Below are 25,313 nucleotides of genomic sequence, written 5' to 3' on the forward strand. Positions count from 1 at the left end.
GGATCCTATGGAGCGGCGTGGGGCCCGCTCAGAGCTCGGGGGCGCCGAACAATGCGCCTGGCAACGGTCGGCACTGGGCCAACCCATCCATCAGGGCGCGATGAAGGCCGGGGGTGGTGGCGATCAGCCGCCCGTCGGCCAGCACCAACGGCGTGCCGTCGTAGGCACTGACGATGCCTCCCGCCTGCTCCACCAGCACCACGCCGGCGGCCAGATCCCACGGGGAAAGTCCGCGCTCCCAGTAACCATCGAGTCGGCCGGCCGCCACGAAGGCCAGATCCACGGCGGCAGCCCCGCCGCGGCGCACCCCATGGCTGCGGTGGGTGAACCAGCAGAACTCGGTGTAGTTGGTGTCGGGCTGGGTGGTGCGGTCGTAGGCGAAACCGGTGACAAGCAGGGAGGCGGAGAGCTCGGTGCAGCCGCTCACCTGGATCGGCTGGTCGTTGCACCAGGCGCCCAGGCCAGGCGCCGCCCAGTAGTGCTCCGCCAGGGCCGGCACTTCGATTGCCCCCAGCAGCGGCGTGCCCCGCCAGGTGAGACCCACCGAGGTGGCGAACAGCGGGAAGGAGTGAGCGAAGTTGGTGGTGCCATCGAGCGGGTCCACGCACCACTCCAGGTCGGAGCGGGTGGCACTGTGGCCGCTCTCTTCCGCAAGCACGGCTACACCGGCACTCTCAGCGGCGAGCACAGCGAGCACCGCCTGCTCAGCCGCCAGGTCGGCCTCGGTGACCAGATCCCCGGCGCGGCCCTTCTCCCGGATCTGGCGCAGCTTGCCGAAATGACGCGTGAGCTCGGCGCCACCGGCGGCGGCAGCCCGGCGGGCTACCCCGGCCAGACGCTCCAGGTCCCCAACGCTGAGGCCAGAGGCCTGCAGAGCCTGCTGGGAAAGACAGGGATGGCCGGCGGCCGGTGGCTGGAGGCTGATGGTCATGGCTGGGGAGGTATGGCTGGGCGTTTATGGCTGAAGGGGCATGGCTGGGGGCTCACTCCTCTTCGATCGGCAGGCCGGGGCGAATGCGGCCACGTCCGAAGTGGCGGCCGAACTGCAGGTCGTAGACCTCATCCTCCTCCTGGGTTTCCACCTCCAGGGGACCGGTGGCGCGGGCCACGCAGAGCAAGCCATAGCCGCGCTTGCGCAGCTCCTGCGAGAGGCCGAGCGCTTCGCGCTGATCGATCTCACCCGAGAGCACGCGCACGGCGCAGGCCGTGCAGCAGCCATTGCGGCAGCTGAACGGCAGCGGCTGGCCCTGCTGCTCAAAGCTGCGCAGCACGTACTCCCCCTCCGGTACATCCAGCCGGATCACCCTGTTCTGCTGGCGCCAGTGCACCGTGATCGGAAAACGCTTGGTCATCGCCTGACGTGAACCACAAACGGCCTGCTGCTACATTGCCACCTGCCCCATGACAGCCGCTGGAGAGGTGGCCGAGTGGTCGAAGGCGCAGCACTGGAAATGCTGTATAGGGGCAACTCTATCGAGGGTTCGAATCCCTCCCTCTCCGTCCAGATTCACCAAGACCGGCCTTAGCGCCGGTCTTTTTTTGTAGCTGCGGGGTGATACCCAGCAGCGCACGGCCAGACAGGTGCCGGTTGAGCCGGCAATCCATTTCAAAACATAACCCTCGGTTCGCGACCGGGCAGGCAGCGAACCAAGGGGTTGAAGAAAGATGTTGATCAGCCGAAACGGCCAGTCACATAGTCCTGGGTGGCTTGTTGCACCGGAGCGTTGAAGATGCGCTCAGTGTCATTGAACTCCACCAGATAACCCACCTTGCCACTGCCACCTTCCACGGCTTCCGCGTTGAAGAAGGCGGTCTGATCAGAGACCCGCACAGCCTGCTGCATGTTGTGGGTGACGATCACGATCGAGAAGGTCTTCTTGAGTTCGTGCATCAACTCCTCAATCTTCAAGGTGGAGATCGGATCCAGCGCTGAGCAGGGCTCATCCATCAGGATCACTTCAGGTTCCACCGCAATCGCACGCGCGATGCACAGGCGCTGCTGCTGACCGCCGGAAAGGGCATTTCCGCTCTCCTTGAGCTTGTCCTTGGTTTCATCCCAGATGAAGGCCTTGCGCAGGGAGCGCTCCACCAGCTCATCCATGTCGCCCTTGTAGCCGTTAATCCGGGCACCGAAGGCGATGTTTTCGTAGATCGATTTGGGGAACGGGTTCGGCTTCTGGAACACCATGCCGATGCGCCGCCTCACCTCCACCGGATCCACCTCCTTGGCATAGATGTCCTGGGAGTCGAACACCACCCGGCCTTTCAAGCTACAGCCCTCGATCAGATCGTTCATGCGGTTGAGGGCTCGCAACACGGTGGACTTGCCGCAACCCGAGGGTCCGATGAAGGCCGTGACCTTGCCAGCGGGAATCTCCATGTGAACGTTCCGCACCGCCTCGAAGCTGCCGTAGCTGATCGTGACGTCCTCAAGGGCCAGACAGGTGCTGGGAGCCGGTTTCGCTTGCAGGGTCGAGGTCATGGGATCAGGTGGTGGGTGGGATCGAAGGCGAAGAGAGGTGGAGGGGAGGGGCCTTGCCGTCTTACTTAGAGGCGAAGCGGCGCAGCCAGCGGGCAAAGAGATTCGCCGCGAGGATCATCACCACAAGCACGAACGAAGCGGCCCAGGCCAATTCGTTCTGGGCCTCGAACGGCATGATCGCAAAGTTGAAGATCAACACCGACATGGTGGCGATCGGGTTGAAGAGGCCCTCCGGCCAGAAGGGAGAGAAGAGGGCTGTAAAGATCAGCGGTGCGGTTTCACCGGCCGCCCTGGCAATTGCCAGCACCACACCGGTGGCAATCGGTGTGAAGGCACTCGGCAGGGTGATGCGGGTGATGGTCACGAACTTGGAGGCGCCCACGCCGATTGCCCCCCAGGTGAGCTCGCGAGGAACCAGCTTGAGACCCTCATCGGTAGTTTTGATCACCGTGGGCAGCATGAGCACCGCCAGAGCAATACCGCCGGCCGCCGCTGAATACGACTGACCGAAGAAGATCCGCGTTGCCACGATCGCGCCATACACGAACACGCCAGCGATGATCGAAGGAACGCCGGCAAGAATGTCGTTGCCGACGCGTATGAACTGCGCAAACCAGCCTCCCTTGGAGTATTCGGCGAGGAACACGCCTCCACCCACACCCACAGGGATGGCGATCAGCGAAGCAATGAACGTCACCGTGACGGTACCGATCAGAGCGTTGCCGATCCCACCTCCTTCCAGACCCGGCGCCGGCGGCAGCTGGGTGAACAGGTTGATGCTGATCAGGCGCCCTCCCTGAAGGAGCACATAGAGGAGAACAAGAACCAGAGGCAGCACCGCGATGGTGCTGAAAACTCCAGCGAGGGCAGTCAGGGATTGATCCAGGCGGTTGCGCTTGAGCGAGGGGTTGAACCGCAGCGACTTGGAAGCAGCAGGAAAGGCGGTGGTCATGGGATTCAGTATTTAAGGCTGAGTTTCTTGATGATCCACTGCGCAATGATGTTCACCGTGAAGGTGAGCACCATCAGAATCAAAGCGGCATAAAGAAGTGCCGAAACCTGCACGCCATCAGCCTCGCCGAACTGGTTGGCGAGCATTGAAGCGATGGTGTTGCCGGGTGCCAGCAAGGAAAAACTGAAATTGTTGGAATTGCCGATAATCATGGTGACGGCCATGGTTTCTCCCATGGCCCGTCCGAGAGCGAGCATGATCCCGCCCACGATCGATGACACGGCAGCTGGAAGGATCACGCTGAGAATCGCCACCCATCGTGTGCTGCCCACCCCATAGGCCCCCTGGCGCAGTTCCGTTGGAACCTGGTTGAGGGCGTCCCGTGAAATCGACGTGATGATCGGCAGAATCATCACCACCAGAATGATGATCGCCGGCGCCATGCCCGGCCCCTGGGGCGGAGAGTTGAAGATCGGCAGCCAGCCCAGCGTGTCGTAAATGAATTGCAGAAAGGGCCGCACGAACGGCTCCATCACGAAGATGGCCCACAAGCCCAGCACCACCGATGGAATGGCGGCGAGCAGCTCCACCATCACCCCGATCACCTCGCGCCAGCGCAGGGGAATGAGATTTTCAGTGATGAAGATAGCGGTACCGACCCCGAGCGGGACGGCAATCACCAGAGCCATGATCGAAGACACCAAAGTGCCATAAATGGCCGTGAACGCCCCGTATTCGTTGTCAACGGGGTTCCAGCTGGAGGTGGTCAGGAAAGAGAGGCCAAACTCATGCATCGCCTCCCTAGCACCCTGGAAAACAGTGACGAAAATCGCCAGCAGGGTAATCGCAACAAAGGAGGCAAGTACGATCGTGAGGTTGCGAAAACCACTGTCGATCAGGCGATCTGACGCTGGCCTGCGCCGCAACGTGAATTGATCTTTGTGGGGCGCAGATGTCATTGATCGTGGGCGCGGGAGGACGGTCGGTTCAACTCAATGGTTCAGCGTCCACCCTAAAACTAGTTCCGACCACTGCTTGAATTCCACTAAGAGAGCGTTAACGACAACCCCAGATGGGCCTGGCCGTGGGCCTTCAGCGGGGTTGGAGAGGTTCGGAGTCCTGGGCTGAGACCCACTCTTGAACCTGGCCAGCGGGAGGCGTTGCAGCGGCCGCCCGACAGGGAAGCCGGTAGTTTGGTCCTTCAGTTTGAGGCTCAATGGGTCGGATCGTCGGCATCGATCTGGGCACCACCAACTCGGTGGTGGCGGTTCTGGAGGGCGGCCGTCCCCAGGTGATCGCCAATGCCGAGGGCACACGCACCACCCCATCGGTGGTGGGCTTCAACCGTGACCAGGAGCTGCTGGTGGGCCAACCGGCCCGGCGCCAGCTGGTGCTGAATCCCCGCAACACCTTCGCCAACCTGAAGCGTTTCGTGGGCCGCAGCTGGGACGAGCTCGACGACGACAGCCTGGCCGTGCCCTACACCGTGCGTGCCAACGACCAGGGCAACGTGCGGGCTGTCTGCCCTGCCACCGAGCGGGAATACGCGCCCGAGGAGCTGCTGGCCTGCATCCTGCGCAAGCTGGTGGACGATGCCGCCACCTATCTCGGCGAACCGGTGGAAGCGGCGGTGATCACCGTTCCTGCTTATTTCAACGATGCCCAGCGGCAGGCCACCCGCGACGCCGGCCGCCTGGCGGGGCTCACGGTGGAGCGCATTCTCAATGAGCCCACGGCGGCGGCCCTGGCCTATGGCTTCGATCGCAGCCTGGTGAAACGGGTGCTGGTGTTCGACCTCGGCGGCGGAACCTTTGACGTCTCACTGCTGCGCATCGCCAATGGCGTCTTCGACGTCAAATCCACCAGCGGCGACACCCAGTTGGGTGGCAACGACTGGGACCGCCGCATCGTCGACTGGCTCGCCGACGGCTTCCTGAGCAGCAACGGCATCGACCTGCGCCGTGACCGCCAGGCCCTGCAGCGGCTCACCGAGGCGGCGGAGAAGGCCAAGCAGGAGCTCTCCGGGGTGGCGAGCACGCCCGTGTCCCTGCCGTTCATCGCCACCGGTCCGGAAGGACCACTGCACATCGAGGTGGTGCTGGAGCGCCGCCAGTTCGAAGCGCTTTGCCCCGATCTGCTCGACCGGCTGCTGCGGCCGGTGCAGCGCGCCCTGCGGGATGCGGGCATGGCCGCCGAAGAGATCGACGATGTGGTGCTGGTGGGCGGCTCCACCCGCATGCCGATGGTGCAGGACATGGTGCGCACCCTCATTCCCCGCGAACCCTGCCAGTCAGTGAATCCCGATGAGGTGGTCGCCATCGGCGCAGCGGTGCAGGCCGGCATCCTCACCGGTGAACTGCGCGACCTGATGCTCAACGACGTCACCCCCCTGTCACTCGGGCTGGAGACGATCGGCGGTGTGATGAAGGTGCTGATTCCGCGCAACACCGCGATCCCGGTGCGCCGCTCCGATGTGTTCAGCACGTCGGAGGCCAACCAGTCGGCGGTGGAGGTGCACGTGGTGCAAGGCGAGAGGCAGATGGCGGCCGACAACAAATCACTGGGCCGCTTCCGCCTCTCCGGCATCCCGCCCGCTCCCCGCGGCGTGCCCCAGGTGCAGGTGTCCTTCGACATCGACGCCAACGGGCTGCTGCAGGTTTCGGCCACCGACCGCACCACCGGCCGGCAGCAGAGCGTCAGCATCCAGGGGGGCTCGAACCTCAGCGAGGACGAGATCAACGCCCTGCTGGAGGAGGCGGAACGCAAGGCGGTGGAAGACCGGCGCAAGCGGGCCGAGGTGGACCGCCGCAACCGCGCCCAGACGCTGGTGGCCCAGGCCGAGCGGCGGCTGCGCGACGCGGCGCTGGAGCTGGGGCCCTATGGGGCGGAGCGGCAGCAGCGATCGGTGGAGATGGCGCTCCGCGATGTGCAGATGCTTGTGGGTGGCGACGATCCGGTGGAACTGGATCTGGCCGTGAGCCAGCTGCAGGAGGCCCTCTATGGGCTCAACCGGCGGCTGGTGAGTGAACGCAAGAGCGAGGCGGGGCCGCTGCAAGGCCTCAAGAACACGCTCGGCTCCCTCAAGGATGATCTGTTCGCCGACGACGATGACGACTGGGACCGCCCGGGCGGCCGCGATCGCCCGCGCCGTGAGGCCTGGGACTCCGCACCGCTGAACCGCAGCGCCTACGACGCCCCGGCGGCCTATGGCCCAACTGACTATGGGCCGCCCAGCTACGGCTCGCCGAGCTACAAGCCGCCGAGCTACAGGCCCCCCAGCTATGGCACCTCCTCGTATCCCACCACCAGCTACGGCACTCCCCGCTACAGCGACGTGGATGGCGATGCAGCTGACGACGCCAGCCCTCGCAACCTCTCCAGCCGCGGTCGCCAGAGCTTCGCCGATGGCAACCGCTACATCCCCTCCAGCGATGAGGAGCCGTCGGCACCGCCGCCCCGCCGCGTCAGAGCGGCCGCCGATGACCCCTGGTCGGAGGACTGACCTCGGTGACCCGCAGCGCCTCCCCCCCGGCGGCCATTGATTACTGGGCGACCCTGGGGCTAGAACCCGGTGCGGACGCCGCTGCCCTCAAGCGGGCGTTCCGCCAGCAGGCGCGCCGCTGGCACCCCGACCTCAATGGCAATGATCCCGTAGCCGAGGAACGCTTCAAGCGAGTCAATGAGGCCTACGCGGTGCTCAGTGACCCCAAGCGTCGCCAGGCCTGGGAACGGGGGCAGGAAGCCGGCGGGGCGCAGAGCGGCAGCCGTGATCGCTTCGCCAGGGGCTTCCCAGCATTTGAGGAGTACCTGGAGGCCCTGTTCGGTCGCACCACAACGGCTGCCAGCGACGACGTCGACGAGCCTGAGGACGGCCCGACCGGCCTCGCTGACGAGGAGCCGCCGGAACCGACCGCGGCGCCTGCTTCAGCGCCGGCCGGGCGCAGCCGCGAACATGGCGGCGGGCGGGTGACCCAGGCGCCAGCGTCTCCGCCGCCGGTGCAGGCCAGCGCTGATCTGGAAACCACCGTGGAGCTCACCCCGGAGCAGTCACTGGCCGGGGAACGACTGGAACTGTCCCTGCCCGACGGCACCGTTGTGGAGCTCTGGACCCCGCCGCTGGCCGGGGACGGCTGGCGCCTGCGGCTGGCCGGGGTGGCGCCCGGAGGGGCCGACCACTTCATCCAACTGCGGGTATGCACGCCTGAGGGTCTGCGCATCGATGGCCTGCGCGTGCTCTACACCCTGGATCTCTTCCCTCCCGCCGCCGCGCTCGGCTGCCGCGCCGTGGTGCCCACCCTGCAGGGCGATGTGCAGCTCACCGTGCCGCCTGGATCCTCCAGCGGACGTCTGCTGCGGCTGCGGGGCAGGGGGCTCGCCCACCGTGGGCAGCGTGGCGACCAGCTGGTGGAGATTCGGATCGTCGTCCCGGAGCAGCTCGATGACGCCGAGGCAGCGCTCTACCGGCGATTGGAGCAACTGGCCGAGCAGGCCGAAGCGGAAGCAGAAGCCGGCTGACCGGTGCCTGAGCTGACCACTGGCGCGGGGTGAGACACTGACCCCATGGCGTTGGAGCGCTCCATGACGGTCCATGTGTTGCTGTTTGACGCCGGCACAGACAACGAAGGCATCCATTCGCTTGAACTCGGCGGCCACACGGTGGTGCTGCTGTTCGAAGACCCCGACGACGCCGAACGCTACGCGGGCTTGCTGGAGGCCCAGGATTTCCCGCTGCCCTCGGTAGAGGCGCTGGAGCGGGAGGAGATGGAGCTGTTCTGCGCCCAGGCTGGCTACGAGGCACGCTTCGTGCCCACGGGCTTCCTGCCCCAGTCGCCGGAGGAGCGGCTGTGGATCTCGCCCCCGGAACGCAACATGGATGTGAGCAACTGGAACGAGGAGGCCAGCGGGACCAGCACTGCAGCAAGCGGTGCGGCAGAAACCACCGCCGGCCTGGTCTCCACCGACGACGGCGTGCCCGAAGCCGAGGCCTCAGCGGCCAGCGATGAACTGGAAGCCTTTCGACGCCGGCTTGAAGGCTTGCTATGAGCCAGTCCTCAGCCTTCGGCGTGGCCGCCGGTGACCGCGGTCACCTGCTCACCGAACAGCCGAATCCCGCCAGCAGCGCGCTGGATCAGCTGGAAACCCGCGCCATTGTTGAACTGTTCTGCGAAGAGGAGCGCTGCTCCCAGCTGGCGGTGGCCGCAGCGGCACCGGCGCTAAGCGCCGCCGTTGACGCGATCGTGGCCCGGCTGCGCGCAGGCGGCAGGCTTTTCTACCTGGGTGCCGGCACCTCCGGCCGCCTGGGTGTGCTGGATGCCGCCGAGTGCCCTCCCACCTTCTGCAGCCCGCCCGAGCTCGTGCAAGGGGTGCTCGCCGGTGGGGCGCCGGCCCTGCTGCGCAGCTCCGAAGGCCTGGAAGACCGCGCCGAAGCCGGGCAGACCGACCTGGAAGCCCGCGGTTTCTGCAGCGACGACGCGCTTGTGGGAATCGCCGCGGGGGGCACCACCCCCTACGTGCATGGCGCTCTCCTGCATGCGCGCAGCCTCAACGCCCTCACGATCGGCATGGCTTGTGTGCCCACCTCCCAGGCGCCGATGCCCTGCGACATCGACATCCGCCTGCTCACCGGCCCTGAGCTTGTGACCGGCTCCACCCGGCTCAAGGCCGGCACCGCCACCAAGATGGCCCTCAACATCCTCTCCACCGGCGTGATGGTGAAGCTGGGCAAGGTGCACGGCAACCGCATGGTGGATGTGGCGGTCACTAACAGCAAGCTGGAAGACCGGGCCCTGCGCATCCTGCGGGATCTGGCCGGGGTGGAGCGACCGCGCGGCATCCAGTTGCTCGAGGCAGCGGGCGGATCCGTTAAGCGGGCCCTGCTCATGGCGGTCACCGATCTGGATGCCGCAGCGGCGGCGGCGGCGCTCGATGCGGCCGGCGGTCACCTGCGGCCTGCTTTGGCCGCCCTCGGCGCCCAGCTCAGCCACTGAGCGCCCGGGGCGCCCCTTGGAGGGCAGGCTGATCTAGGCGGCAGCTTCGTCAGGCACGAAGGGGCCCCAGTAGGGAGCGGTGAACAGGTCAAGCTTTTCGCGCGTTTCGGCCGGCACCCGCTCCTTCGGCGTCATCAGGGCATTGCGCAGGGCGCTGTGGGCGCTGCTGGCGGGCCGTTGTGCGGCGATACGCTCGGCCGCCACCTTCACCACCTGCTGCGCCAGCTGTGCATTGGCGTGCAGGTTCTGGATCACCAGCTTCACGCTCACCGAGGCATGGTCGCTGTGCCAGCAGTCGTAATCGGTGACCATGGCCAGGGTGGCGTAGGCGATCTCCGCCTCCCGCGCCAGGCGGGCCTCGCTGTGGTTCGTCATGCCAATCACCGAGCAGCCCCAGCTGCGGTAGAGGTTGGATTCAGCGCGGGTGGAGAAGGCGGGGCCTTCCATGCAGAGGTAGGTGCCGCTGCGGTGCAACTGGCGGCCGGCCGGCATGAGGCTGTCGGCTACATCGGCCAGCAGGCGGCTGAGGCTGGGGCAGAAGGGATCGGCGATGCCCACGTGGGCCACGGCGCCGTTGCCGAAGAAGCTCAGCGGGCGTTGGTGGGTGCGATCGATGAACTGATCCGGCACCAGCATGTCGAGCGGGCGCAGCGGCTCCTGCAGTGACCCGACAGCCGAGCAGGAGAGAATCCAGCGCACGCCGAGCGAACGCAGGGCCCAGATGTTGGCCCGGTAGGGCACCTCGGTGGGGGTGAGGCTGTGATGGCGACCGTGGCGCGCCAGGAACACCACCTCGAGGCCGCCGAGCCGGCCCAGCCGCAGGCTGTCGGAAGGGGCTCCGAATGGGGTGTCGAGCGAGAGTTCCCGCACATCCTCCAGGCCCTCCATGGCGTAGAGGCCACTGCCGCCGAGGATGCCGAGCCGGGCACCGCCCAGGTCGTGACCGGAGCCGTTGGGAGCTGGAGCGGTGGCACTCATGACGTCAGGGGTGAGGGGGAATCCCCGAGCGGAGGGTGGGGCACTGTTCTACCTGAGAGTGGATAAAGTCCGTTTTTCCCGAGCCTGCCGTGACCAAAGCCCAGATGGAGACCGATGCCGGCATCGTGGAACTCGAGCTGTTCGACGCCGATGCCCCCGCAACGGTGGCCAACTTCGTGAAGCTGGCCGAAGCCGGTTTCTATGACGGCCTGGCCTTCCATCGCGTCATCGATGGCTTCATGGCTCAGGGCGGCTGCCCCAACACCCGACCCGGCGCAGCCGGCGCCCCCGGCACCGGTGGCCCTGGCTACAAGATCCCCTGTGAGATCAACAGCCGCAAGCACCAGGCCGGCACCCTTTCGATGGCCCACGCCGGCAAGAACACCGGCGGCAGCCAGTTTTTCCTGTGCCACGACGCCCAGCCGCACCTCGACGGGGTTCACACCGTGTTTGGCCAGGCAGCGAATCTGGATGTGGTGCTCGCCATCCGCAAGGGCACCAAGATCAACAAGGTGACGATCCTGGCCTGAACGCCTGTGGCCGGATCGGCCAGTCCGCCGGCCAACGACCTGGACGGATTGAGCGGTTCCAACCGGCGATCAGTAGCAAGCGCCGATCAGTGCCAAGCGCCGGTCGGTGCGGCCCCGTACTGATTGATCTGGCTCACTGCCAGCGCAGCAGCGAGCCGGGCTGGCGGGGCAGGGTGGGCCCGTCCTGGCGCAACTCCAGCAGTGGCCGCAGCTCCGGCTCCAGCGTGGCGCTGGGGTGGCTGCTGCGCTGGGCATCGGGGGTGAGCAGCAGGGTGATCGCCCTGCAGCCAGGCCATTCCGCCAGCAAGCCGAGCAAGGCCGTGAGATCGCCGCGACCGAGGGCGTGGCCGTCGGTGGAAGCCAGCAGCAGGGCGAGCTCCGGTTGCTGGAGCAGAGCCAGCAGCCGGGGATGCTCCTCCCGCCGCAGATCGAGGCTGCGCTGCTGGGCCCAGGCACGCAGCTGGGGCCAGTGCTCCGCTTCGGTGCGGGCGGGATCGTTGCCGCTGCCTTGCCAGGCCAGCACCGCGGTGAGGCCGAGGCTGGTGGGCTGGGGTGGCTCCAGGCCGGGGGGCTGCATCAGCAGATGGCCCAGCTTGAGGCGCTTGGTGCTCAGGTAGGCGGCGTTGTGCAGGCCCGCGTCCATCTCCAGCGGCACGCGGTCGTCGACCTGGAGGCCATAGCCACCCAGCCCGGCGATCTTGCGGGGGTTGTTGGTGATCAGCCGCAGCCGCTTCACCCCCAGATCGCTGAGGATCTGGGCGCCTACGCCGTAATTGCGCAGATCGGCGGGGAAACCCAGGCGCTCGTTGGCCTCCACGGTGTCGAGGCCGCCATCCTGCAGGCTGTAGGCCTTGAGCTTGTTGATCAGGCCGATGCCGCGCCCTTCCTGGCGCAGATACACCACGATACCTTCGCCGGCGTCTTCGATCATGCGCAGAGCGGCTTCCAGCTGGGGGCGGCAATCACAGCGCAGGGAACCGAAGGCATCCCCGGTGAGGCATTCCGAGTGCACCCGCACCAGCACCGACCCGGTGGCCCGTTCCGGGTGTCCCTTCACGATCGCCACGTGTTCGCTGCCGTCGTGTTCGTTGCGATAGCCGATCGCGCGGAAGGTACCGAAGGAGCTGGGCATCATGGCTTCCGCCTGACGCCGCACGAACCGTTCGGTGGTGAGGCGATAGCTGATCAGATCGGCGATGCTGATCAGCCGCAATCCGTGCTGGCGGGCATACGTCTGCAGTTGCGGCAGCCGGGCCATCGAGCCGTCGGGATTCTGGATCTCACAGATCACGCCGGCGGGATACAGCCCAGCCAGACGTGAAAGATCCACCGCCGCCTCGGTGTGGCCGGCACGCTTGAGCACGCCGCCACGCTTGGCCCGCAGCGGAAAGATATGGCCGGGCCGGCGCAGATCGTGGGGGCGGCTCTGGGGATGGATCGCCACCTGGATGGTGCGGGCCCGATCGTCGGCAGAGATGCCGGTGGACACGCCGTTCTCGGGGCCCGCGTCCACGCTCACGGTGAAGGCGGTCTGATTGCTGTCGGTGTTGCGATCCACCATCAGCGGCAGTTCCAGCGCATCGAGGCGCTCCCCTTCCATCGCCAGGCAGATCAGGCCCCGGGCTTCGGTGGCCATGAAGTTGATCTGTTCCGGCGTGGCGAACTGGGCCGCGCAGATCAGATCGCCTTCGTTTTCACGGTTTTCGTCATCCACTACCACCACCATCTCGCCGTTGCGAATGGCCGCCAAGGCATCCGCTACGGGATCAAACCGGATGGCCGCTTCTGCAGCATCGCCGCCTCCCACCTGCGCCGCTGGCGATGACGCCTCAACGCTGCCGCGATCGTGGAGTGGGTCGGAACGGAGAGCCAGGGGACGTGGGCCATCAACCTTCATTCTCCACCAGCACACCTGCGCACCGTGAAGAGATCGCAGGACGACCAGTACGCTTTCCCCTCCCAATTGCTACCGCATGGCTCCTACAGAACCAGCCCGGCGCGTGGCCGTGATCGGCGCCAGTGGCTATGGCGGTCTGCAGAGCCTGCGGCTGCTGCATGACCATCCCCACCTGGAGGTGACCTTTCTGGGTGGAGAACGCAGTGCCGGCAAGCGCTGGAATGCGATCACGCCGTTTCTGCCGCTGGCCAGGGATCTGGTGGTGCGCGTGCCTGAACCCGACGCCATCGCCGCGGAGGCCGACCTGGCGGTGCTCAGCCTGCCGAACGGCCTGGCCTCGCGTCTCGTGCCCGATCTGCTGGCGCGCGGGGTGAAGGTGGTGGATCTCTCCGCTGACTACCGCTACCGCTCCTTGAACCAGTGGAAAAGTGTGTATGCAGCGGAAGCCCAGGAGCATCCGCGCAACGACGACGCCCTTTGCGAAGAAGCGGTGTACGGCCTGGTGGAGTGGGAGCGGGAGGCGATCGCCGCTGCCCGGCTGGTGGCGGCCCCCGGCTGTTTCCCCACGGCCAGCCTGCTGGCGCTGATGCCGTTTCTCAGCCAGGGCCTGATTGAAACCAGCGGGATCATCATCGACGCCAAGACCGGCACCTCCGGCGGGGGCAGGGCCGCCAAGGAGAACCTGCTGCTGGCCGAGGCCGGCGAGGCGGTGGCGCCCTACGGCGTGGTGGGCCATCGCCACACCAGTGAGATCGAGGAATCAGCCAGCCGCGCGGCCGGTCAACCGATCCGGCTGCAGTTCACCCCCCACCTGATGCCGATGGTGCGCGGGCTGCTGGCCACCGTCTACGGCCGCCTGCGGGATCCCGGCCTCACCGCCGCCGACTGCACCACCCTGCTGCAGGCCGCCTACCGCCAGAGCCCCTGCGTGGAGGTGCTGCCGGTGGGCACCTACCCCTCCACCAAGTGGGTGCGGCAGACCAACCGGGCCCTGCTGTCGGTGCAGGTGGATGCGCGCACCAGCCAGCTGATCGTGATGTGCGCCATCGACAACCTGGTGAAGGGCCAGGCCGGACAGGGCGTTCAGTGCCTCAACCTGCTGGCGGGGCTGCCCGCCTGCACCGGCCTGCCGCTGCTGCCCTTCTATCCCTGAGCCTGCGCCAGCTGGGCTGAGCTGGCCTGCGACAGCCGCTCGGCGGCCAGTGCCACCGCCAGCGGCAGGATCCGATGCTCCTGCTGCTGGATGCGGGCCGCCAGGCGGGCATGGTCATCGCCGGGGCACACCGGCACGGCAGCCTGGGCCAGGATCGGACCCCCATCCACTTCGGCGGTCACCAGGTGGGCGCTGCAGCCCGCCAGGGTCACCCCTGCCGCCAGCGCCTGGCCGATCGCGTCGACACCGCGGAAACTGGGCAGCAAGGACGGGTGGATGTTCACCAGGCGCTGCGGAAAGGCCTTGATCAGCACGGGGGTGACGATCCGCATCCAGCCGGCCATCACCACCAGATCCACCTTTGCCTGCCCAAAGGCTTCGATCAGGGCGCCATCGAGCGCCTCCCGACTGCTGAAGCGACGGTGATCGAGCAGACGCCAGGAAATGCCCAGCCGCTCGGCACGCTCGATGGCCCCGCAGCCCGGCTGGTTCACCACCAGCAACTCCACGCTGGCGTTGAGGTCACCGTGGCGGCCACTGGCCACCAGCGCCTCGAAGTTCGAGCCGTGGCCTGAGGCCATCACTCCCAGCCGCAGCGGAGGATGCGCCGCCGGCCAGGGCTGTGACAACGGCCACTGGATGCCGGCATTCACGTCGCTATGGTCTGCCGCAGCAGGCATCGGGTTCATGTCCCACCTTTCCATCCTGCCAACGGTCGTGAGCGATCTCGATCACTTGGTCGCCAGCCTTGAGGAACTCGGTGCGAGCCCTCAAATCGATGGGGTGCTGCAGGGCTTCAACGACGAGCAGGTGCCGGTGGCTGTGAAGGTGCGTCTGGATGGCGCTGCACTCGGCTGGCAGCGCCAGCATGACGGCTCCCTGGCCGTGGTGGGGGATCTGCAACGGCTGAGCCGCTCCCTGGATGTGCAGCGTTTCCTGGCGGCGGTCACCCGCAGCTACGCCGCCCGCGTCGCCCTGGCCCAGGCGATGCGCGAGCTGCCCCAGGCTCACGTCCATCTCGCCGCCTGACGCCCTTGGATCCGGTGGAGCTCACGCTGGATCTGACGGCGTCTCGCCAGCATCTGATCCGCTGTCGGCTTCGCTTCACTCCCATCCACCAGGCCCTGGAGCTACACCTGCCGGTGTGGACACCGGGCTCCTACCTGCAGCGCGATTACGTGCGCCAGCTGCAGAACCTGGAGCTGGTACAAGCGGGAGCCGTGGTGCCGCTGGTGCGGCGCGAGCCGTCGGTGTGGACCGCCCAGCTCGAACCGCTCCTTCCGGTGGAGGTGAACTACGGCGCCATGGCCACCGAACTCACGGTGCGCACCTGCCACCTCGACGACGACCACGCCTGCCTGACCCTGGCCGCCCTGGCCCTGCAGGTGAACGGCGCACGCTGGACGCCGCACCACCTGCACCTGCTGCTGCCAGAGGGCTGGGAGCCGTTCGTGCCGCTGCCCTGTCTGGACGGACCGAGCGAACACCGCTGGATCGCAGCCAGCTTCGACCAGCTGGTGGACACCCCGGTGGAGGCAGGTCCGCACCGCTGGCATGGGTTCGAAGTGCACGGGGTGCCGCACCGCTGGGTGTGCTGGTCGGCGGTGGGGGGAGACCCCAATCCGCTGCTGGAGCGCTACCCACAACTGCTCGACGACGTGGCGGGGGTGTGCTCCGCCTGCTGCCGGCTGATGGGTGAAGCGGCTCCGGCCGCTGCTGACTACCTGTTTGTGCTGCACCTGCTGGAGCGGGGCTTCGGCGGCCTCGAGCACGACAACGCCACCGTGCTGCAGTACGGCCTGGAGGAGCTGGCCAAGCCCGGCGGCTACCGCAGGTTTCTCCAACTGGTGGGCCATGAATACCTGCACCAATGGAACGTGCGGCGACTGCGGCCAGCGGAGCTCACCCCGATCGACTACGACCGCCCGATGGTCGTGCCCACCCTCTGGTTCGCCGAGGGGGTGACCAGCTACTACGACCAGTTTCTGCCGCGGCTCGCCGGCATCGGCACCGACACTGACCTGTGGGACGACCTGGGCGCTGAGCTCAGCCGCTACCTGCTCACTCCCGGCCGCCTGCTCGGCCAGACCCTGCGCCAAAGCAGCCAGGAAGCCTGGGTGAAGCTCTACCGGCAGGACGCCTACAGCGGAGACAATCAGATCAGTTACTACCTCAAAGGTGCCGTCGTGGCCCTGGTGCTGGATCTGCAGCTGCGCCTGGCCGGTTCGTGCCTGGCCGCCGTGCTGCGCGCGCTCTGGCAGACGCACGGCCGCTGGCGGCGGGGCTACAGCGAAGCCGATCTGATCGAGGCTTTTGCCGCGCAGCTGCCTGAACTGCGCAAGCAACTGCCGGCCTGGCTGGAGGGGCAGGAGGACCCGCCCCTGCACGAGGCCCTGCACAGCGTGGGCTTGGTGCTGGTGCCGCACAAGGACACCGCTCCCTTCACCGGCCTGGCCTGCAGCACGTCCAGTTCGAGCCTGAGCGTTCAGAAGGTGGCGCGCCACAGCCCGGCGGAAGCGGCGGGCCTGTGCGTGGCGGACGAGCTGATAGCCCTGGATGGCTGGCGGCTGCACACGCCCAGCGATCTCCCGCACCGGTGGCAGGAAGGCCGCAGGCACAGCCTCACGATCGGGCGGCACGGCAGGCTGCGTTGTATTTCTCTGCAGCCCACAGCGCCGGCGGTGCAGAGCTGGAGACTGCAGCCGGATCCCGACGGCCCGGCGGCGGCCTTGGCCCTGCGCACGCAATGGTTGCAGTTGGTTCCATGCTGAACCACGTCCGCGGACTGGTGGTGCGCGCCCGCCAGCTGGCGCCCGAGCGGGGCGGGGCGGTGGCGCTGGCTGCTGTAGCCGTGCTGGGCCTCGGTGGCCTGGGCTGGCTGGGGCGCGAGATCTCCGCCAGCAACCCCTCCGACGCCAGCCCCTCCCTGCTGGAGCTGCTCGAGCAGGTAGGGGCCCCCCGTTCCGGGTCCTCGGCCCCGGCCGCCACGCCGTCGCTCAATGCCCGCCCAGCCCCCACGCCACCGGCCCACGACCGCTGGGTGAGCCCTCTGAAGCGCCAATGCACGGCCGATCCGGCGCTGAGCCGTCGCCTGGAGGCGAAGGTGGCCGCACTGCCGCTGGAGATGGAGCGCCTCACCATCGATCCCACCAACTACGGCAGCCGCTTCCGCAGCGATGCGTTCGGCAATCCGGTGGACCCCACACCTCGCGTGGTGGTCCTGCACGAAACGGTCTACGGCATGCAATCGGCGGTGCAGACCTTCCTTACCCCCCACCCCCGCGACGAAGACCAGGTGAGCTACCACCTGATGATCGGGGAGAACGGGCAGGTGGTGCAGGCGCTCGATCCTGCTTATCGTGCTTTCGGCGCTGGCAACTCCGCCTTCAACGGCCAGTGGGTGATGACCAACCCGGATGTTGGGGGGTCGGTGAACAACTTCGCCCTGCACCTGAGCCTGGAAACACCGCTCGATGGTGAGGATGCCGACGCGGAGCACAGTGGCTACAGCAACGACCAGTACGACGCTTTGGCGGTGGTGCTGACCGACTGGATGCGCCGTTTCGGCATCCCTCCCCAGAACATCACCACCCACCGGTATGTGGATCTGGGGGGTGAACGGGCAGATCCCCGCAGCTTCAGATGGTCGGAACTGCAGACGCGTCTCGCAGCCCTCGGCATGCTTTGCAAGTCCGACTGACGGATGCCTACCTGGCGTTACGAACAGCTCTGGGACCGACGCTCCAATGGCGTCTGCGCCTCAAATCAGCGGAGAAAACTGTGGCTTGCGCTCGCCGTAGATGAGCGCGTGGAGAGCGGGATCCTGCATGTAGCTCAGGATGCGGGCGGGGTAATCCAGCTTGCCGTTGTGGAGGTAGGCCAGGGTGGCGAGCGCCTTGGCATCGCGGGGACCAGCGCTGGCTTGCAGGAGGCGGTCGGTGGGGAATCCCAGCAGGATGGAGAGGCGGTGAAACTTACCCACCAGCAGCTGCACATTCCGCTCGGGGACCAGCAGCTCACGCCGGGCGGCAGCCCGTTCCTCGGGGCTGGCATCGGCAGGCAGCAAGCCCTGATGCACGAACTCATCGACCCCCAGCTGGGCAGGCCCGTGGGTCTTGAAGAGGCCGGAATCGGCCGCCATCGGCAGATCTTCACCGGGTTTCGCCCGCTGAATCTCGTCGAAAAGCACGGCGGCAACGAGCATCGGGTTCACGCCGAGCCGACGTGACTCGCTCACGATCACCGGCCTCAGCTCCTCAATGCGGCTGACCGTGTGGGCACGCAGCGGGGTGAGCTGATCCAGGCCGTGGGTGAGCAACTGGGCCAGCTTCGGCTGGGGACCATGCACGCCGAAACGTCGCTGCAGCTCACGCAGCTCTTCAGGGGTGAAATCGACCGGATTCGCCCGCAGACCCTGCATCGCCAGCTTGGCGGGTTTGCCGCTGCGGGCATTGAGACTGGTGCTGAGGGCAGCTTCGTGCAGCTTGAGCAACGAGGCAGCATCGGGGTGGCGAACGGTGGCCACCTGGGCATTGATCAGGCCGAGGGCGAGGACCCAGCTGGAGGCTCGCAGCAACGCCGGTGTGCGAAGGGAGCCAAGCGGAATGCGTAGCTTCAAGGCAGCCTTCAAACCGGGTTTTGGAGTCAATTGTTAAATAAACTCTACCGTCGTCCACTGGCTGCTCCCGCACCTTGGGCCGTTTGTGTGGCCGTCCATACAATTACGCCGCTTGCGTGTTCCGGCTCACGGCGATGGGCTGTGTCACGGTTCAGAGGGCGATTCCACCGATAGGTTCATCGCCAGAACCTGTCACTTCCACCAGGGCGCATGACCACGTTTCCAGACTTCAAGCCGCAGCCTTCGGCGGAACAGTGGCAACGGTTCTGTTCGCTGCTCTGGCACCACGAAGGGCTGGGGATGTGGCTGGATGTGAGCCGTATGGCAGTGGGGCCTCAACATTTCGAGGAGCTGGCCCCCGCCTTCACCTCCGCGTTCGCGGCCATGGCCACGCTGGAGGCCGGAGCCATCGCGAACCCGGATGAAGGACGCCAGGTGGGTCACTACTGGCTGCGGGCGCCGCAGCTGGCGCCCGAGCCAGGAATCGGCGCCCACGTCCGCCAGGAGATCGACGGCATTGAAGCCTTCGCCCAGCAGGTGCTCTCCGGTGAGATCCAGCCGCCGGGCCTGGCGCCCTTCACCGATGTGCTGTGGATCGGCATCGGCGGTTCCGGCCTCGGCCCGCTGCTGATCCTGCGGGCGTTGCAGCAGCAGGGTCAGGGCCTGCCCTTTCACTTCTTCGACAACGTCGATCCGCAGGGATTCAGCCGCACCCTGGCCGGCCTCGGCGAGCGGCTGCGCACCACCTTGATGGTGGTGGTGAGTAAATCGGGCGGCACGCCGGAGCCGCGGCTTGGCATGGAGCAGGCGCGGGCCCGGCTGGAAGCGCTGGGCGGCAGCTGGGCCGATCAGGCGGTGGCGGTCACGATGGCGGGCAGCCAGCTCGACCGGCTGGCAGTGGAGGAGCGCTGGCTCCGCCGTTTCGACATGTTCGATTGGGTGGGCGGCCGCACCAGCATCACCAGCGCCGTGGGCTTGCTGCCGGCCGCATTGATCCAGGCAGATCTGCGCGGCTTCCTGGCCGGTGCCGCTGAGATGGATGAGGCCACCCGGGTGCCCGAGCTCACCGCCAACCCGGCAGCATTGATGGCTGCGGCCTGGTATGTGGCGGGCAACGGCAAGGGCCACCGCGACATGGTGGTGCTGCCCTACCGCGACCGCCTCGAGGTGTTCAGCCGCTACCTGCAGCAGCTGGTGATGGAGTCGCTGGGGAAACGGCTCGACCGCAACGGTGAACCCGCCTACCAGGGCATCGCCGTCTACGGCAACAAGGGATCCACCGACCAGCACGCCTACGTCCAGCAACTCCGCGACGGCATCGACAACTTCTTCGTCACCTTCATCGAGGTGCTGGAAGATCCCACCGATGTGCCGCCGCTGCACGGGGAACATCCCGGTGACTACCTGGACGGCTTCCTGCAGGGCACCCGCGCTGCCCTATCGGAAGGCGGGCGGCAGAGCATCACGCTCAGCATGCGGCGCTTCGATGCCCGCCTGCTGGGCGCCCTGGTGGCGCTGTTCGAACGCGCTGTGGGGCTCTACGCGGAGCTTGTGAACATCAACGCTTACGACCAGCCGGGCGTGGAGGCGGGCAAGAAGGCGGCCGCCGTGATCCTGGATCTGCAGAGCCGGCTGGAAGCACTGCTGGCCGATGGCGAACCCCACGATCTGGCCAGCCTTCAGGGGCAGCTCAGCATCGACAGCCCCGAGCCCCTGTTCTGGATCCTGCGCCACCTCTGCGGCAATCCCCGCGGCTATGTGGCCAGCGGCGATTGGGGCACGCCCTCCTCCCTGGTGTTTCGCCGCTCCTGAGCCGGAGCCTCTGGGGGCAGGATGGGGCTGGTTTCGGGGGGCAGTCCATGATCCGTTCACGTGCGGCGGTGGCCTGGGCGGCCGGTCAGCCCCTGGAGATCACCACGATCGACGTGGCACCGCCACGAGCGGGAGAGGTGCTGGTGCGGATCGTGGCCACAGGCGTGTGCCACACCGATGCCTTCACCCTCTCCGGCAGCGATCCGGAAGGGATTTTTCCCGCAGTGCTTGGCCACGAAGGCGCCGGTGTGGTGGAGGCCGTGGGGCCGGAGGTGAGCTCTCTGGCGGTGGGGGATCACGTGATTCCGCTTTATACGCCGGAATGCCGCAGCTGCAGCTTCTGCCTGTCCGGCAAGACCAACCTCTGCCAGGCGATCCGCGGCACCCAGGGACGGGGCCTGATGCCCGATGGCACCAGCCGCTTCTCCAAGGACGGCCAGACCATTCATCACTACATGGGCACCTCCACGTTCTCGGAATACACGGTGGTGCCGGAAATCGCCCTGGCGACAATCAACCGCGACGCCCCGCTCGACAAGGTGTGCCTGCTGGGCTGCGGCGTCACCACCGGCATCGGCGCAGTGCTGAACACCGCCAAGGTGGAGGCGGGCAGCACGGTGGCCGTGTTCGGCCTCGGTGGCATCGGTCTGGCGGTGGTGATCGGCGCGGTGATGGCCGGAGCGGCGCGGATCATCGGCATCGACACCAATCCCGACAAGTTCGCGATCGCCCGCCAGCTCGGTGCCACCGAGTGCATCAATCCGAAAGACAGCACCACCCCGATCGAGCAGGTGGTAATCGAGCGCACCGATGGAGGCGTGGATTATTCCTTCGAGTGCATCGGCAACGTGGCGGTGATGCGCGCCGCCCTTGAGTGCTGCCACAAGGGCTGGGGTGAATCCACGATCATCGGTGTGGCCGGCGCCGGCCAGGAGATCTCCACCCGTCCGTTCCAGCTGGTGACCGGCAGGGTATGGCGGGGGTCGGCCTTCGGCGGCGTGCGCGGCCGCACGGAATTGCCCGGCTACGTGGAGCGTTACCAGAGGGGCGAGATCCCGCTTGACACCTTCATCACCCACACCATGGGGCTGGATCGCATCAACGAAGCCTTCGATCTGATGCACGCCGGAACCAGCATCCGCACGGTGATTGATTTCGCCGGTTGAACCTGGGGGCATACCGCGCCACCCCGATCGACGGCCGCTCTGGCCTCAGCACAGGCGTTCCGGCATCGTCACTGGCCATCGGCAGCCCAGCACCGATCCGTCCCCTTCTGCGGCGTTTTCGTCCATGAGCGACTCCCTTCTCGAAGCCATCAGTGAAAGCCGGTGCTTCGGTGGCGCACAACGCCGCTACCGCCATCGCTCCAGCGTGCTGGGGTGCAGCATGCATGTGTCGGTGTTTCTGCCCCCGCAGGCGCTCGCCGGCGCCCGGGTGCCGGCCCTCTACTGGCTCTCGGGGCTCACCTGCACCGATGAGACCATGATGCAGAAGGCGGGCGCGCAGCGGCTGGCAGGCGCCCTTGGCCTGGCCCTGGTGGCCTCCGACACCAGCCCCCGGGGGGAGGGCGTGCCCGATGACCCCGACGGCGCCTGGGATTTCGGCCTGGGGGCAGGCTTCTACCTGAATGCCAGCGAAGCCCCCTGGGTCACCCACTACCGCATGCACGACTACGTGGTGGCGGAGCTGCCCGCCCTGCTGGAGAGTGCCTTGCCGCTCAACGAGCGGCGCGGAGTGAGCGGCCATTCGATGGGCGGCCACGGGGCCCTGATCTGTGCCCTGCGCAACCCGGGTCGCTATCGCTCGGTGTCGGCGTTCGCGCCGATCGCTCAGCCCAGCACCTGCCCCTGGGGGGAGAAAGCCTTCAGCCGCTACCTGGGCCCTGAGCGTGGCAGCTGGGCCGCCTGGGAGGCCTGCAGCCTGATCGCCCAGGCCAGCGAGCGCTTGCCGTTGCTGGTGGATCAGGGCAGCGCCGACCCGTTCCTCGACCAGCAGCTGAAGCCCGATCGGCTGCGCAGCGCCGCTGCCGCCGCCGGCCACCCACTGGAGCTGCGGTTACAGCCCGGCTACGACCACAGCTACTTCTTCATCGCCAGCTTCATCGACGACCACCTGCGCCACCACGCCGCCGCCCTGCTGGCCTGAATGGGGCAAGGGCGCAGGGGAGCAAGGTTCAGGGCACCAGGTTCACGAGCTTGCCGGGCACCACGATCACGCGGCGTGGCGGTTGGCCGTCCAGCCACTTGCGGGCGATGTCGCTGTCGAGGGCCAGGCGCTCGAGGGCGGCGGCATCGGCATCGGCGGGCACATCGAGGCTGCCCCGCACCTTGCCTTTCACCTGGATCACCAGGGCGATGGTGTCCTGCACCAGGGCAGCGGGATCCAGCTCGGGCCAACCCTGCCGGTGCACGCTGCCGGCCCCGCCCAGCTGCTCCCACAGCTCCGCGGCCAGGTGAGGGGCGAAGGGCGCGAGCAGCACCAGCAGGGTGCGCACCGCCTCCTCGGCCACCGGTGCCGAGACAGCCTCCAGGTGAGTGCCCATGGCATTGCTGAGCTTCATCAACTCCGACACGGCGGTGTTGAACTGATAGCGCCCGTCGGCCAGGTCATCGCTGATCGCAGCGATCGCCGCATGCACGCAACGGCGCAGCTCCCGGTCGCTCTCGGAGGCATCAGCCGCGGCGCCAGGATCGGCGCTGGCAGTGACCGTGGCCGCCATCGACACGCCACGGCTGCGGGCGCCCTGAACCTGCCGCCACACCCGCTGCAGGAAACGGAACTGGCCCTCCACGTCGGCGTCATCCCATTCCAGATCCTTTTCCGGCGGGGCTTTGAACAGGATGAACATGCGGGCGGTGTCGGCGCCGTAGCGATCGATCACGGCCGCGGGATCCACGCCGTTATGCTTCGACTTCGACATCTTCTCGAAGAACACCTCCAGCCGATCGCCGTTGATCGGATCGCGGGGATCATCGGCATCGGCCACATCGGCCGGAGCGATGTATTTGCCGGTGTGCGGATTCTTATAGGTGAGGCTCTGCACCATGCCCTGGGTGAGCAGGCGCTGGAAGGGTTCATCGAAGCTGAGCAGGCCGCGGTCGCGCAGCACTTTGGTGAAGAATCGGGAATAGAGAAGATGCAGGATCGCGTGCTCGATCCCGCCCACGTACTGGTTCACCGGCAGCCACTGATCGGCGGTCGCCTTGGCGAACGGTAGTGATTCGTTGTGAGGATCACTGAAGCGGAGGTAATACCACGAGGAACACATGAAGGTGTCCATCGTGTCGGTTTCGCGCTGGGCAGGGCGGCCGCAGCTGGGGCACGGCACGTTGACCCAGTCGTGCAACTGGGCGAGCGGTGAGGCTCCCTTGCCACTGAAGGCGACACCGCGGGGCAGCTCCACCGGCAAATGCTCGGCCGGCACCGGCACCACGCCGCAATGGTCGCAGTGCACCACCGGAATCGGGCAGCCCCAGTAGCGCTGGCGGGAGATCAGCCAGTCGCGCAGGCGGAACTGCACCCGGGCGCGGCCCCAGCCTTGTGCTTCCGCATGGGCCACGATCGCGGCCTTCGCCTGCCCCGATGGCTGCCCGTCGAACGGCCCGGAATGGATCAGCACACCGGGCTCGGTCCAGGCGGTGCCGTCCCAGTCGTGTTCATCGGCTCCCTCCGGCACGATCACCCGCCGCACGGGCAGTTCGTACTGGCGGGCGAAGACGAAATCACGCGGGTCGTGGGCCGGTACGCCCATCACGGCACCGGTGCCGTAATCGGCCAGCACGTAATCAGCGATCCAGAGCGGAATCGCCTCCCCCGTGAACGGGTGGCGCACCGAACGGCCGAGCGGCACGCCCCGCTTGGGCCGGTCGTCGGCCAGCCGCTCTTGCTCGCTCTGCAGCCCCACCCGCTCGCAGAACACACGCACCGCGTCCTCATGCTCGGGCGCGGTGAGCGTGGCCACCAGCGGATGCTCGGGCGCCAGCACCAGATAGCTCACCCCGTAGACCGTGTCCGGACGGGTGGTGAACACCGTGATGGTGGTGTCCTGGGTGGTGCCGTCCGGCGCCAGCACGGGAAACTCCAGCTCTGCCCCCACCGAGCGGCCGATCCAGTTGGCCTGCATCGTGCGCACCCGCTCCGGCCAGCCCTGCAGCTGGGGCAGGTCGTCGAGCAGGGCATCGGCGTAGGCGGTGATGCGCAGGAACCACTGCCGCAATTGCCGCCTTTCCACCCGCGCGCCGGATCGCCAGGAGCGGCCGTCCCCATCCACCTGCTCATTGGCGAGCACGGTCTGATCGACCGGATCCCAGTTGACGGTGGCCTCCTTGCGGTAGGCCAGGCCGGCATCGAGAAACTGCAGGAACAACCACTGGGTCCAGCGGTAGTAGTCGGTGTGGCAGGTGGCCAGCTCACGGCTCCAGTCGATCGACAGACCGAGGCGCTGCAACTGCTGACGCATCTGGGCGATGTTTCGATCGGTCCAGTCACCGGGGTCGATGCCCCGTTCGATCGCGGCGTTCTCAGCCGGCAGACCGAAGGCATCCCAGCCCATCGGATGCAGCACCCTGCGCCCCCGCTGGCGCTGCACGCGGGCGATCACATCGGTGATGACGTAGTTGCGCACATGGCCCATGTGCAGATTCCCCGAGGGGTAGGGGAACATCGAAAGGGCGTAGAAGGTCTGCTCCGTCGCCGCGGGGGCGTCGGCAGACGTCGGGCCAGGGTCTGGCGTGGCATCCAGCCCCTCGGCCTGCCAGCGGGCCTGCCAGCGGCTCTCGATCGCCGCGGGCTGGTAGCGACCCGCCTCTGGAGCGGTGGCGCGGCCGCTCTCGGCTACAGGGGACGTATCGGTGGGGCCGGTCTCGGCGATGACCTTCTCGGACACGAGCTTCTCGGGCACGACG

22 protein-coding genes and 1 tRNA gene are annotated in these 25,313 nt (G+C 67.2%); 13 read left to right on the forward strand and 10 right to left on the reverse strand.

Annotated elements, in window-relative coordinates:
* Nucleotides 1-28: 28 nt before the first annotated feature.
* A complete protein-coding gene (locus ACXMDP_RS10105; RefSeq protein WP_259728666.1) occupies nt 29-931 on the reverse strand; it encodes an inositol monophosphatase family protein in 903 nt (300 codons plus the stop codon).
* Between the two features lie 52 nt (nt 932-983).
* On the reverse strand, nt 984-1,352 hold the full coding sequence (locus ACXMDP_RS10110) for a 2Fe-2S iron-sulfur cluster-binding protein (RefSeq protein ID WP_259728665.1): 369 nt from the start codon (nt 1,350-1,352) through the stop codon (nt 984-986).
* A 61-nt stretch (nt 1,353-1,413) separates the two neighbouring features.
* Between ACXMDP_RS10110 and ACXMDP_RS10115 the strand changes: the two genes are divergently transcribed.
* A tRNA-Ser gene (locus tag ACXMDP_RS10115) sits at nt 1,414-1,500 on the forward strand.
* Nucleotides 1,501-1,672: 172 nt separating this feature from the next.
* Here the strand turns inward: ACXMDP_RS10115 and pstB are convergent.
* The 3 genes from pstB to pstC all read right to left on the reverse strand — a co-directional run bounded on the left by pstB (nt 1,673) and on the right by pstC (nt 4,393).
* On the reverse strand, nt 1,673-2,482 hold the full coding sequence (gene pstB / locus ACXMDP_RS10120) for a phosphate ABC transporter ATP-binding protein PstB (protein ID WP_259728664.1): 810 nt from the start codon (nt 2,480-2,482) through the stop codon (nt 1,673-1,675).
* 61 nt (nt 2,483-2,543) lie between these two features.
* Entirely contained in the window at nt 2,544-3,434 is an 891-nt protein-coding gene (gene pstA, locus ACXMDP_RS10125; protein ID WP_259728663.1) for a phosphate ABC transporter permease PstA, read from the reverse strand.
* Nucleotides 3,435-3,439: 5 nt separating this feature from the next.
* Nucleotides 3,440-4,393, reverse strand: coding sequence for a phosphate ABC transporter permease subunit PstC (gene pstC / locus ACXMDP_RS10130; RefSeq protein WP_259728662.1), 954 nt, complete (start codon nt 4,391-4,393; stop codon nt 3,440-3,442).
* 257 nt (nt 4,394-4,650) lie between these two features.
* Here pstC and dnaK point away from each other — a divergent pair, with 257 nt between their 5' ends.
* From dnaK to murQ, 4 genes are all read left to right on the forward strand, one after another.
* Nucleotides 4,651-6,936, forward strand: coding sequence for a molecular chaperone DnaK (gene dnaK, locus ACXMDP_RS10135; RefSeq protein WP_259728661.1), 2,286 nt, complete (start codon nt 4,651-4,653; stop codon nt 6,934-6,936).
* A 5-nt stretch (nt 6,937-6,941) separates the two neighbouring features.
* Entirely contained in the window at nt 6,942-7,949 is a 1,008-nt protein-coding gene (locus ACXMDP_RS10140; RefSeq protein ID WP_259728660.1) for a DnaJ domain-containing protein, read from the forward strand.
* Between the two features lie 63 nt (nt 7,950-8,012).
* Nucleotides 8,013-8,477, forward strand: a complete 465-nt coding sequence (locus tag ACXMDP_RS10145) for a DUF3110 domain-containing protein (RefSeq protein WP_094510480.1) — start codon at nt 8,013-8,015, stop codon at nt 8,475-8,477.
* A complete protein-coding gene (gene murQ, locus ACXMDP_RS10150; RefSeq protein ID WP_259728659.1) occupies nt 8,474-9,421 on the forward strand; it encodes an N-acetylmuramic acid 6-phosphate etherase in 948 nt (315 codons plus the stop codon). The genes ACXMDP_RS10145 and murQ overlap by 4 nt, the downstream gene beginning before the upstream one ends.
* Before the next feature lie 33 nt (nt 9,422-9,454).
* Here murQ and mtnP read toward each other — a convergent pair whose 3' ends face one another.
* Entirely contained in the window at nt 9,455-10,399 is a 945-nt protein-coding gene (gene mtnP / locus ACXMDP_RS10155; RefSeq protein ID WP_259728658.1) for an S-methyl-5'-thioadenosine phosphorylase, read from the reverse strand.
* 89 nt (nt 10,400-10,488) lie between these two features.
* Here mtnP and ACXMDP_RS10160 point away from each other — a divergent pair, with 89 nt between their 5' ends.
* Nucleotides 10,489-10,929: a peptidylprolyl isomerase gene (locus tag ACXMDP_RS10160; RefSeq protein WP_255100897.1), complete on the forward strand. Its 441-nt coding sequence runs from the start codon at nt 10,489-10,491 to the stop codon at nt 10,927-10,929.
* A 133-nt stretch (nt 10,930-11,062) separates the two neighbouring features.
* Here the strand turns inward: ACXMDP_RS10160 and ribBA are convergent, their stop codons facing one another.
* Nucleotides 11,063-12,655 (reverse strand): bifunctional 3,4-dihydroxy-2-butanone-4-phosphate synthase/GTP cyclohydrolase II, encoded by a 1,593-nt coding sequence (gene ribBA, locus ACXMDP_RS10165; RefSeq protein WP_399232451.1) that lies wholly within the window; start codon nt 12,653-12,655, stop codon nt 11,063-11,065.
* Nucleotides 12,656-12,902: 247 nt separating this feature from the next.
* Between ribBA and argC the strand changes: the two genes are divergently transcribed.
* Entirely contained in the window at nt 12,903-13,979 is a 1,077-nt protein-coding gene (argC, locus tag ACXMDP_RS10170; protein ID WP_259728657.1) for an N-acetyl-gamma-glutamyl-phosphate reductase, read from the forward strand.
* Here argC and purN read toward each other — a convergent pair.
* Nucleotides 13,970-14,659, reverse strand: a complete 690-nt coding sequence (gene purN, locus ACXMDP_RS10175) for a phosphoribosylglycinamide formyltransferase (RefSeq protein ID WP_259728656.1) — start codon at nt 14,657-14,659, stop codon at nt 13,970-13,972. The two genes, argC and purN, sit on opposite strands and share 10 nt — an antisense overlap.
* A 7-nt stretch (nt 14,660-14,666) precedes the next feature.
* On the opposite strand from purN, the gene ACXMDP_RS10180 reads away from it, so the two are divergent.
* The 3 genes from ACXMDP_RS10180 to ACXMDP_RS10190 are packed head-to-tail and all read left to right on the forward strand — an operon-like array spanning nt 14,667 to nt 17,679.
* Nucleotides 14,667-15,008 (forward strand): DUF1257 domain-containing protein, encoded by a 342-nt coding sequence (locus tag ACXMDP_RS10180; protein ID WP_259728655.1) that lies wholly within the window; start codon nt 14,667-14,669, stop codon nt 15,006-15,008.
* 14 nt (nt 15,009-15,022) lie between these two features.
* Nucleotides 15,023-16,750, forward strand: coding sequence for a M61 family metallopeptidase (locus ACXMDP_RS10185; RefSeq protein WP_259728676.1), 1,728 nt, complete (start codon nt 15,023-15,025; stop codon nt 16,748-16,750).
* Entirely contained in the window at nt 16,744-17,679 is a 936-nt protein-coding gene (locus ACXMDP_RS10190) for an N-acetylmuramoyl-L-alanine amidase (protein WP_259728654.1), read from the forward strand. Before ACXMDP_RS10185 ends, ACXMDP_RS10190 begins: the two co-directional genes overlap by 7 nt.
* 60 nt (nt 17,680-17,739) lie before the next feature.
* Here the strand turns inward: ACXMDP_RS10190 and ACXMDP_RS10195 are convergent, their stop codons facing one another.
* Nucleotides 17,740-18,597, reverse strand: a complete 858-nt coding sequence (locus ACXMDP_RS10195; protein ID WP_457766849.1) for a helicase DnaB — start codon at nt 18,595-18,597, stop codon at nt 17,740-17,742.
* A 210-nt stretch (nt 18,598-18,807) separates the two neighbouring features.
* Here ACXMDP_RS10195 and ACXMDP_RS10200 point away from each other — a divergent pair, with 210 nt between their 5' ends.
* The 3 genes from ACXMDP_RS10200 (at nt 18,808) to fghA (ending at nt 22,554) form a co-directional block, all read left to right on the forward strand.
* On the forward strand, nt 18,808-20,409 hold the full coding sequence (locus ACXMDP_RS10200) for a glucose-6-phosphate isomerase (RefSeq protein WP_259728652.1): 1,602 nt from the start codon (nt 18,808-18,810) through the stop codon (nt 20,407-20,409).
* 50 nt (nt 20,410-20,459) lie between these two features.
* Entirely contained in the window at nt 20,460-21,575 is a 1,116-nt protein-coding gene (locus ACXMDP_RS10205; protein WP_259728675.1) for an S-(hydroxymethyl)glutathione dehydrogenase/class III alcohol dehydrogenase, read from the forward strand.
* Between the two features lie 124 nt (nt 21,576-21,699).
* Nucleotides 21,700-22,554 carry an S-formylglutathione hydrolase gene (gene fghA, locus ACXMDP_RS10210; RefSeq protein ID WP_259728651.1) on the forward strand — a complete coding sequence of 285 codons (855 nt, stop codon included), beginning with the start codon at nt 21,700-21,702 and terminating at the stop codon, nt 22,552-22,554.
* A 28-nt stretch (nt 22,555-22,582) separates the two neighbouring features.
* Here the strand turns inward: fghA and leuS are convergent, their stop codons facing one another.
* A complete protein-coding gene (leuS, locus tag ACXMDP_RS10215; protein ID WP_259728674.1) occupies nt 22,583-25,279 on the reverse strand; it encodes a leucine--tRNA ligase in 2,697 nt (898 codons plus the stop codon).
* Between the last annotated feature and the right edge of the window lie 34 nt (nt 25,280-25,313).

The organism is Cyanobium sp. ULC065 (genome assembly GCF_977927515.1).

What these genes read in the sequence shown, in the direction of transcription:
- ACXMDP_RS10105 (WP_259728666.1), bottom strand. Translation starts at nt 931, where the DNA reads ATGACCATCAGCCTCCAGCCACCGGCCGCCGGCCATCCCTGTCTTTCC.
- ACXMDP_RS10110 (WP_259728665.1), bottom strand. Translation starts at nt 1,352, where the DNA reads ATGACCAAGCGTTTTCCGATCACGGTGCACTGGCGCCAGCAGAACAGG.
- pstB (WP_259728664.1), bottom strand. Translation starts at nt 2,482, where the DNA reads ATGACCTCGACCCTGCAAGCGAAACCGGCTCCCAGCACCTGTCTGGCC.
- pstA (WP_259728663.1), bottom strand. Translation starts at nt 3,434, where the DNA reads ATGACCACCGCCTTTCCTGCTGCTTCCAAGTCGCTGCGGTTCAACCCC.
- pstC (WP_259728662.1), bottom strand. Translation starts at nt 4,393, where the DNA reads ATGACATCTGCGCCCCACAAAGATCAATTCACGTTGCGGCGCAGGCCA.
- dnaK (WP_259728661.1), top strand. Translation starts at nt 4,651, where the DNA reads ATGGGTCGGATCGTCGGCATCGATCTGGGCACCACCAACTCGGTGGTG.
- ACXMDP_RS10145 (WP_094510480.1), top strand. Translation starts at nt 8,013, where the DNA reads ATGACGGTCCATGTGTTGCTGTTTGACGCCGGCACAGACAACGAAGGC.
- murQ (WP_259728659.1), top strand. Translation starts at nt 8,474, where the DNA reads ATGAGCCAGTCCTCAGCCTTCGGCGTGGCCGCCGGTGACCGCGGTCAC.
- mtnP (WP_259728658.1), bottom strand. Translation starts at nt 10,399, where the DNA reads ATGAGTGCCACCGCTCCAGCTCCCAACGGCTCCGGTCACGACCTGGGC.
- ribBA (WP_399232451.1), bottom strand. Translation starts at nt 12,655, where the DNA reads ATGGTGGTGGTAGTGGATGACGAAAACCGTGAAAACGAAGGCGATCTG.
- argC (WP_259728657.1), top strand. Translation starts at nt 12,903, where the DNA reads ATGGCTCCTACAGAACCAGCCCGGCGCGTGGCCGTGATCGGCGCCAGT.
- purN (WP_259728656.1), bottom strand. Translation starts at nt 14,659, where the DNA reads ATGCCTGCTGCGGCAGACCATAGCGACGTGAATGCCGGCATCCAGTGG.
- ACXMDP_RS10180 (WP_259728655.1), top strand. Translation starts at nt 14,667, where the DNA reads ATGTCCCACCTTTCCATCCTGCCAACGGTCGTGAGCGATCTCGATCAC.
- ACXMDP_RS10190 (WP_259728654.1), top strand. Translation starts at nt 16,744, where the DNA reads ATGCTGAACCACGTCCGCGGACTGGTGGTGCGCGCCCGCCAGCTGGCG.
- ACXMDP_RS10200 (WP_259728652.1), top strand. Translation starts at nt 18,808, where the DNA reads ATGACCACGTTTCCAGACTTCAAGCCGCAGCCTTCGGCGGAACAGTGG.
- fghA (WP_259728651.1), top strand. Translation starts at nt 21,700, where the DNA reads ATGAGCGACTCCCTTCTCGAAGCCATCAGTGAAAGCCGGTGCTTCGGT.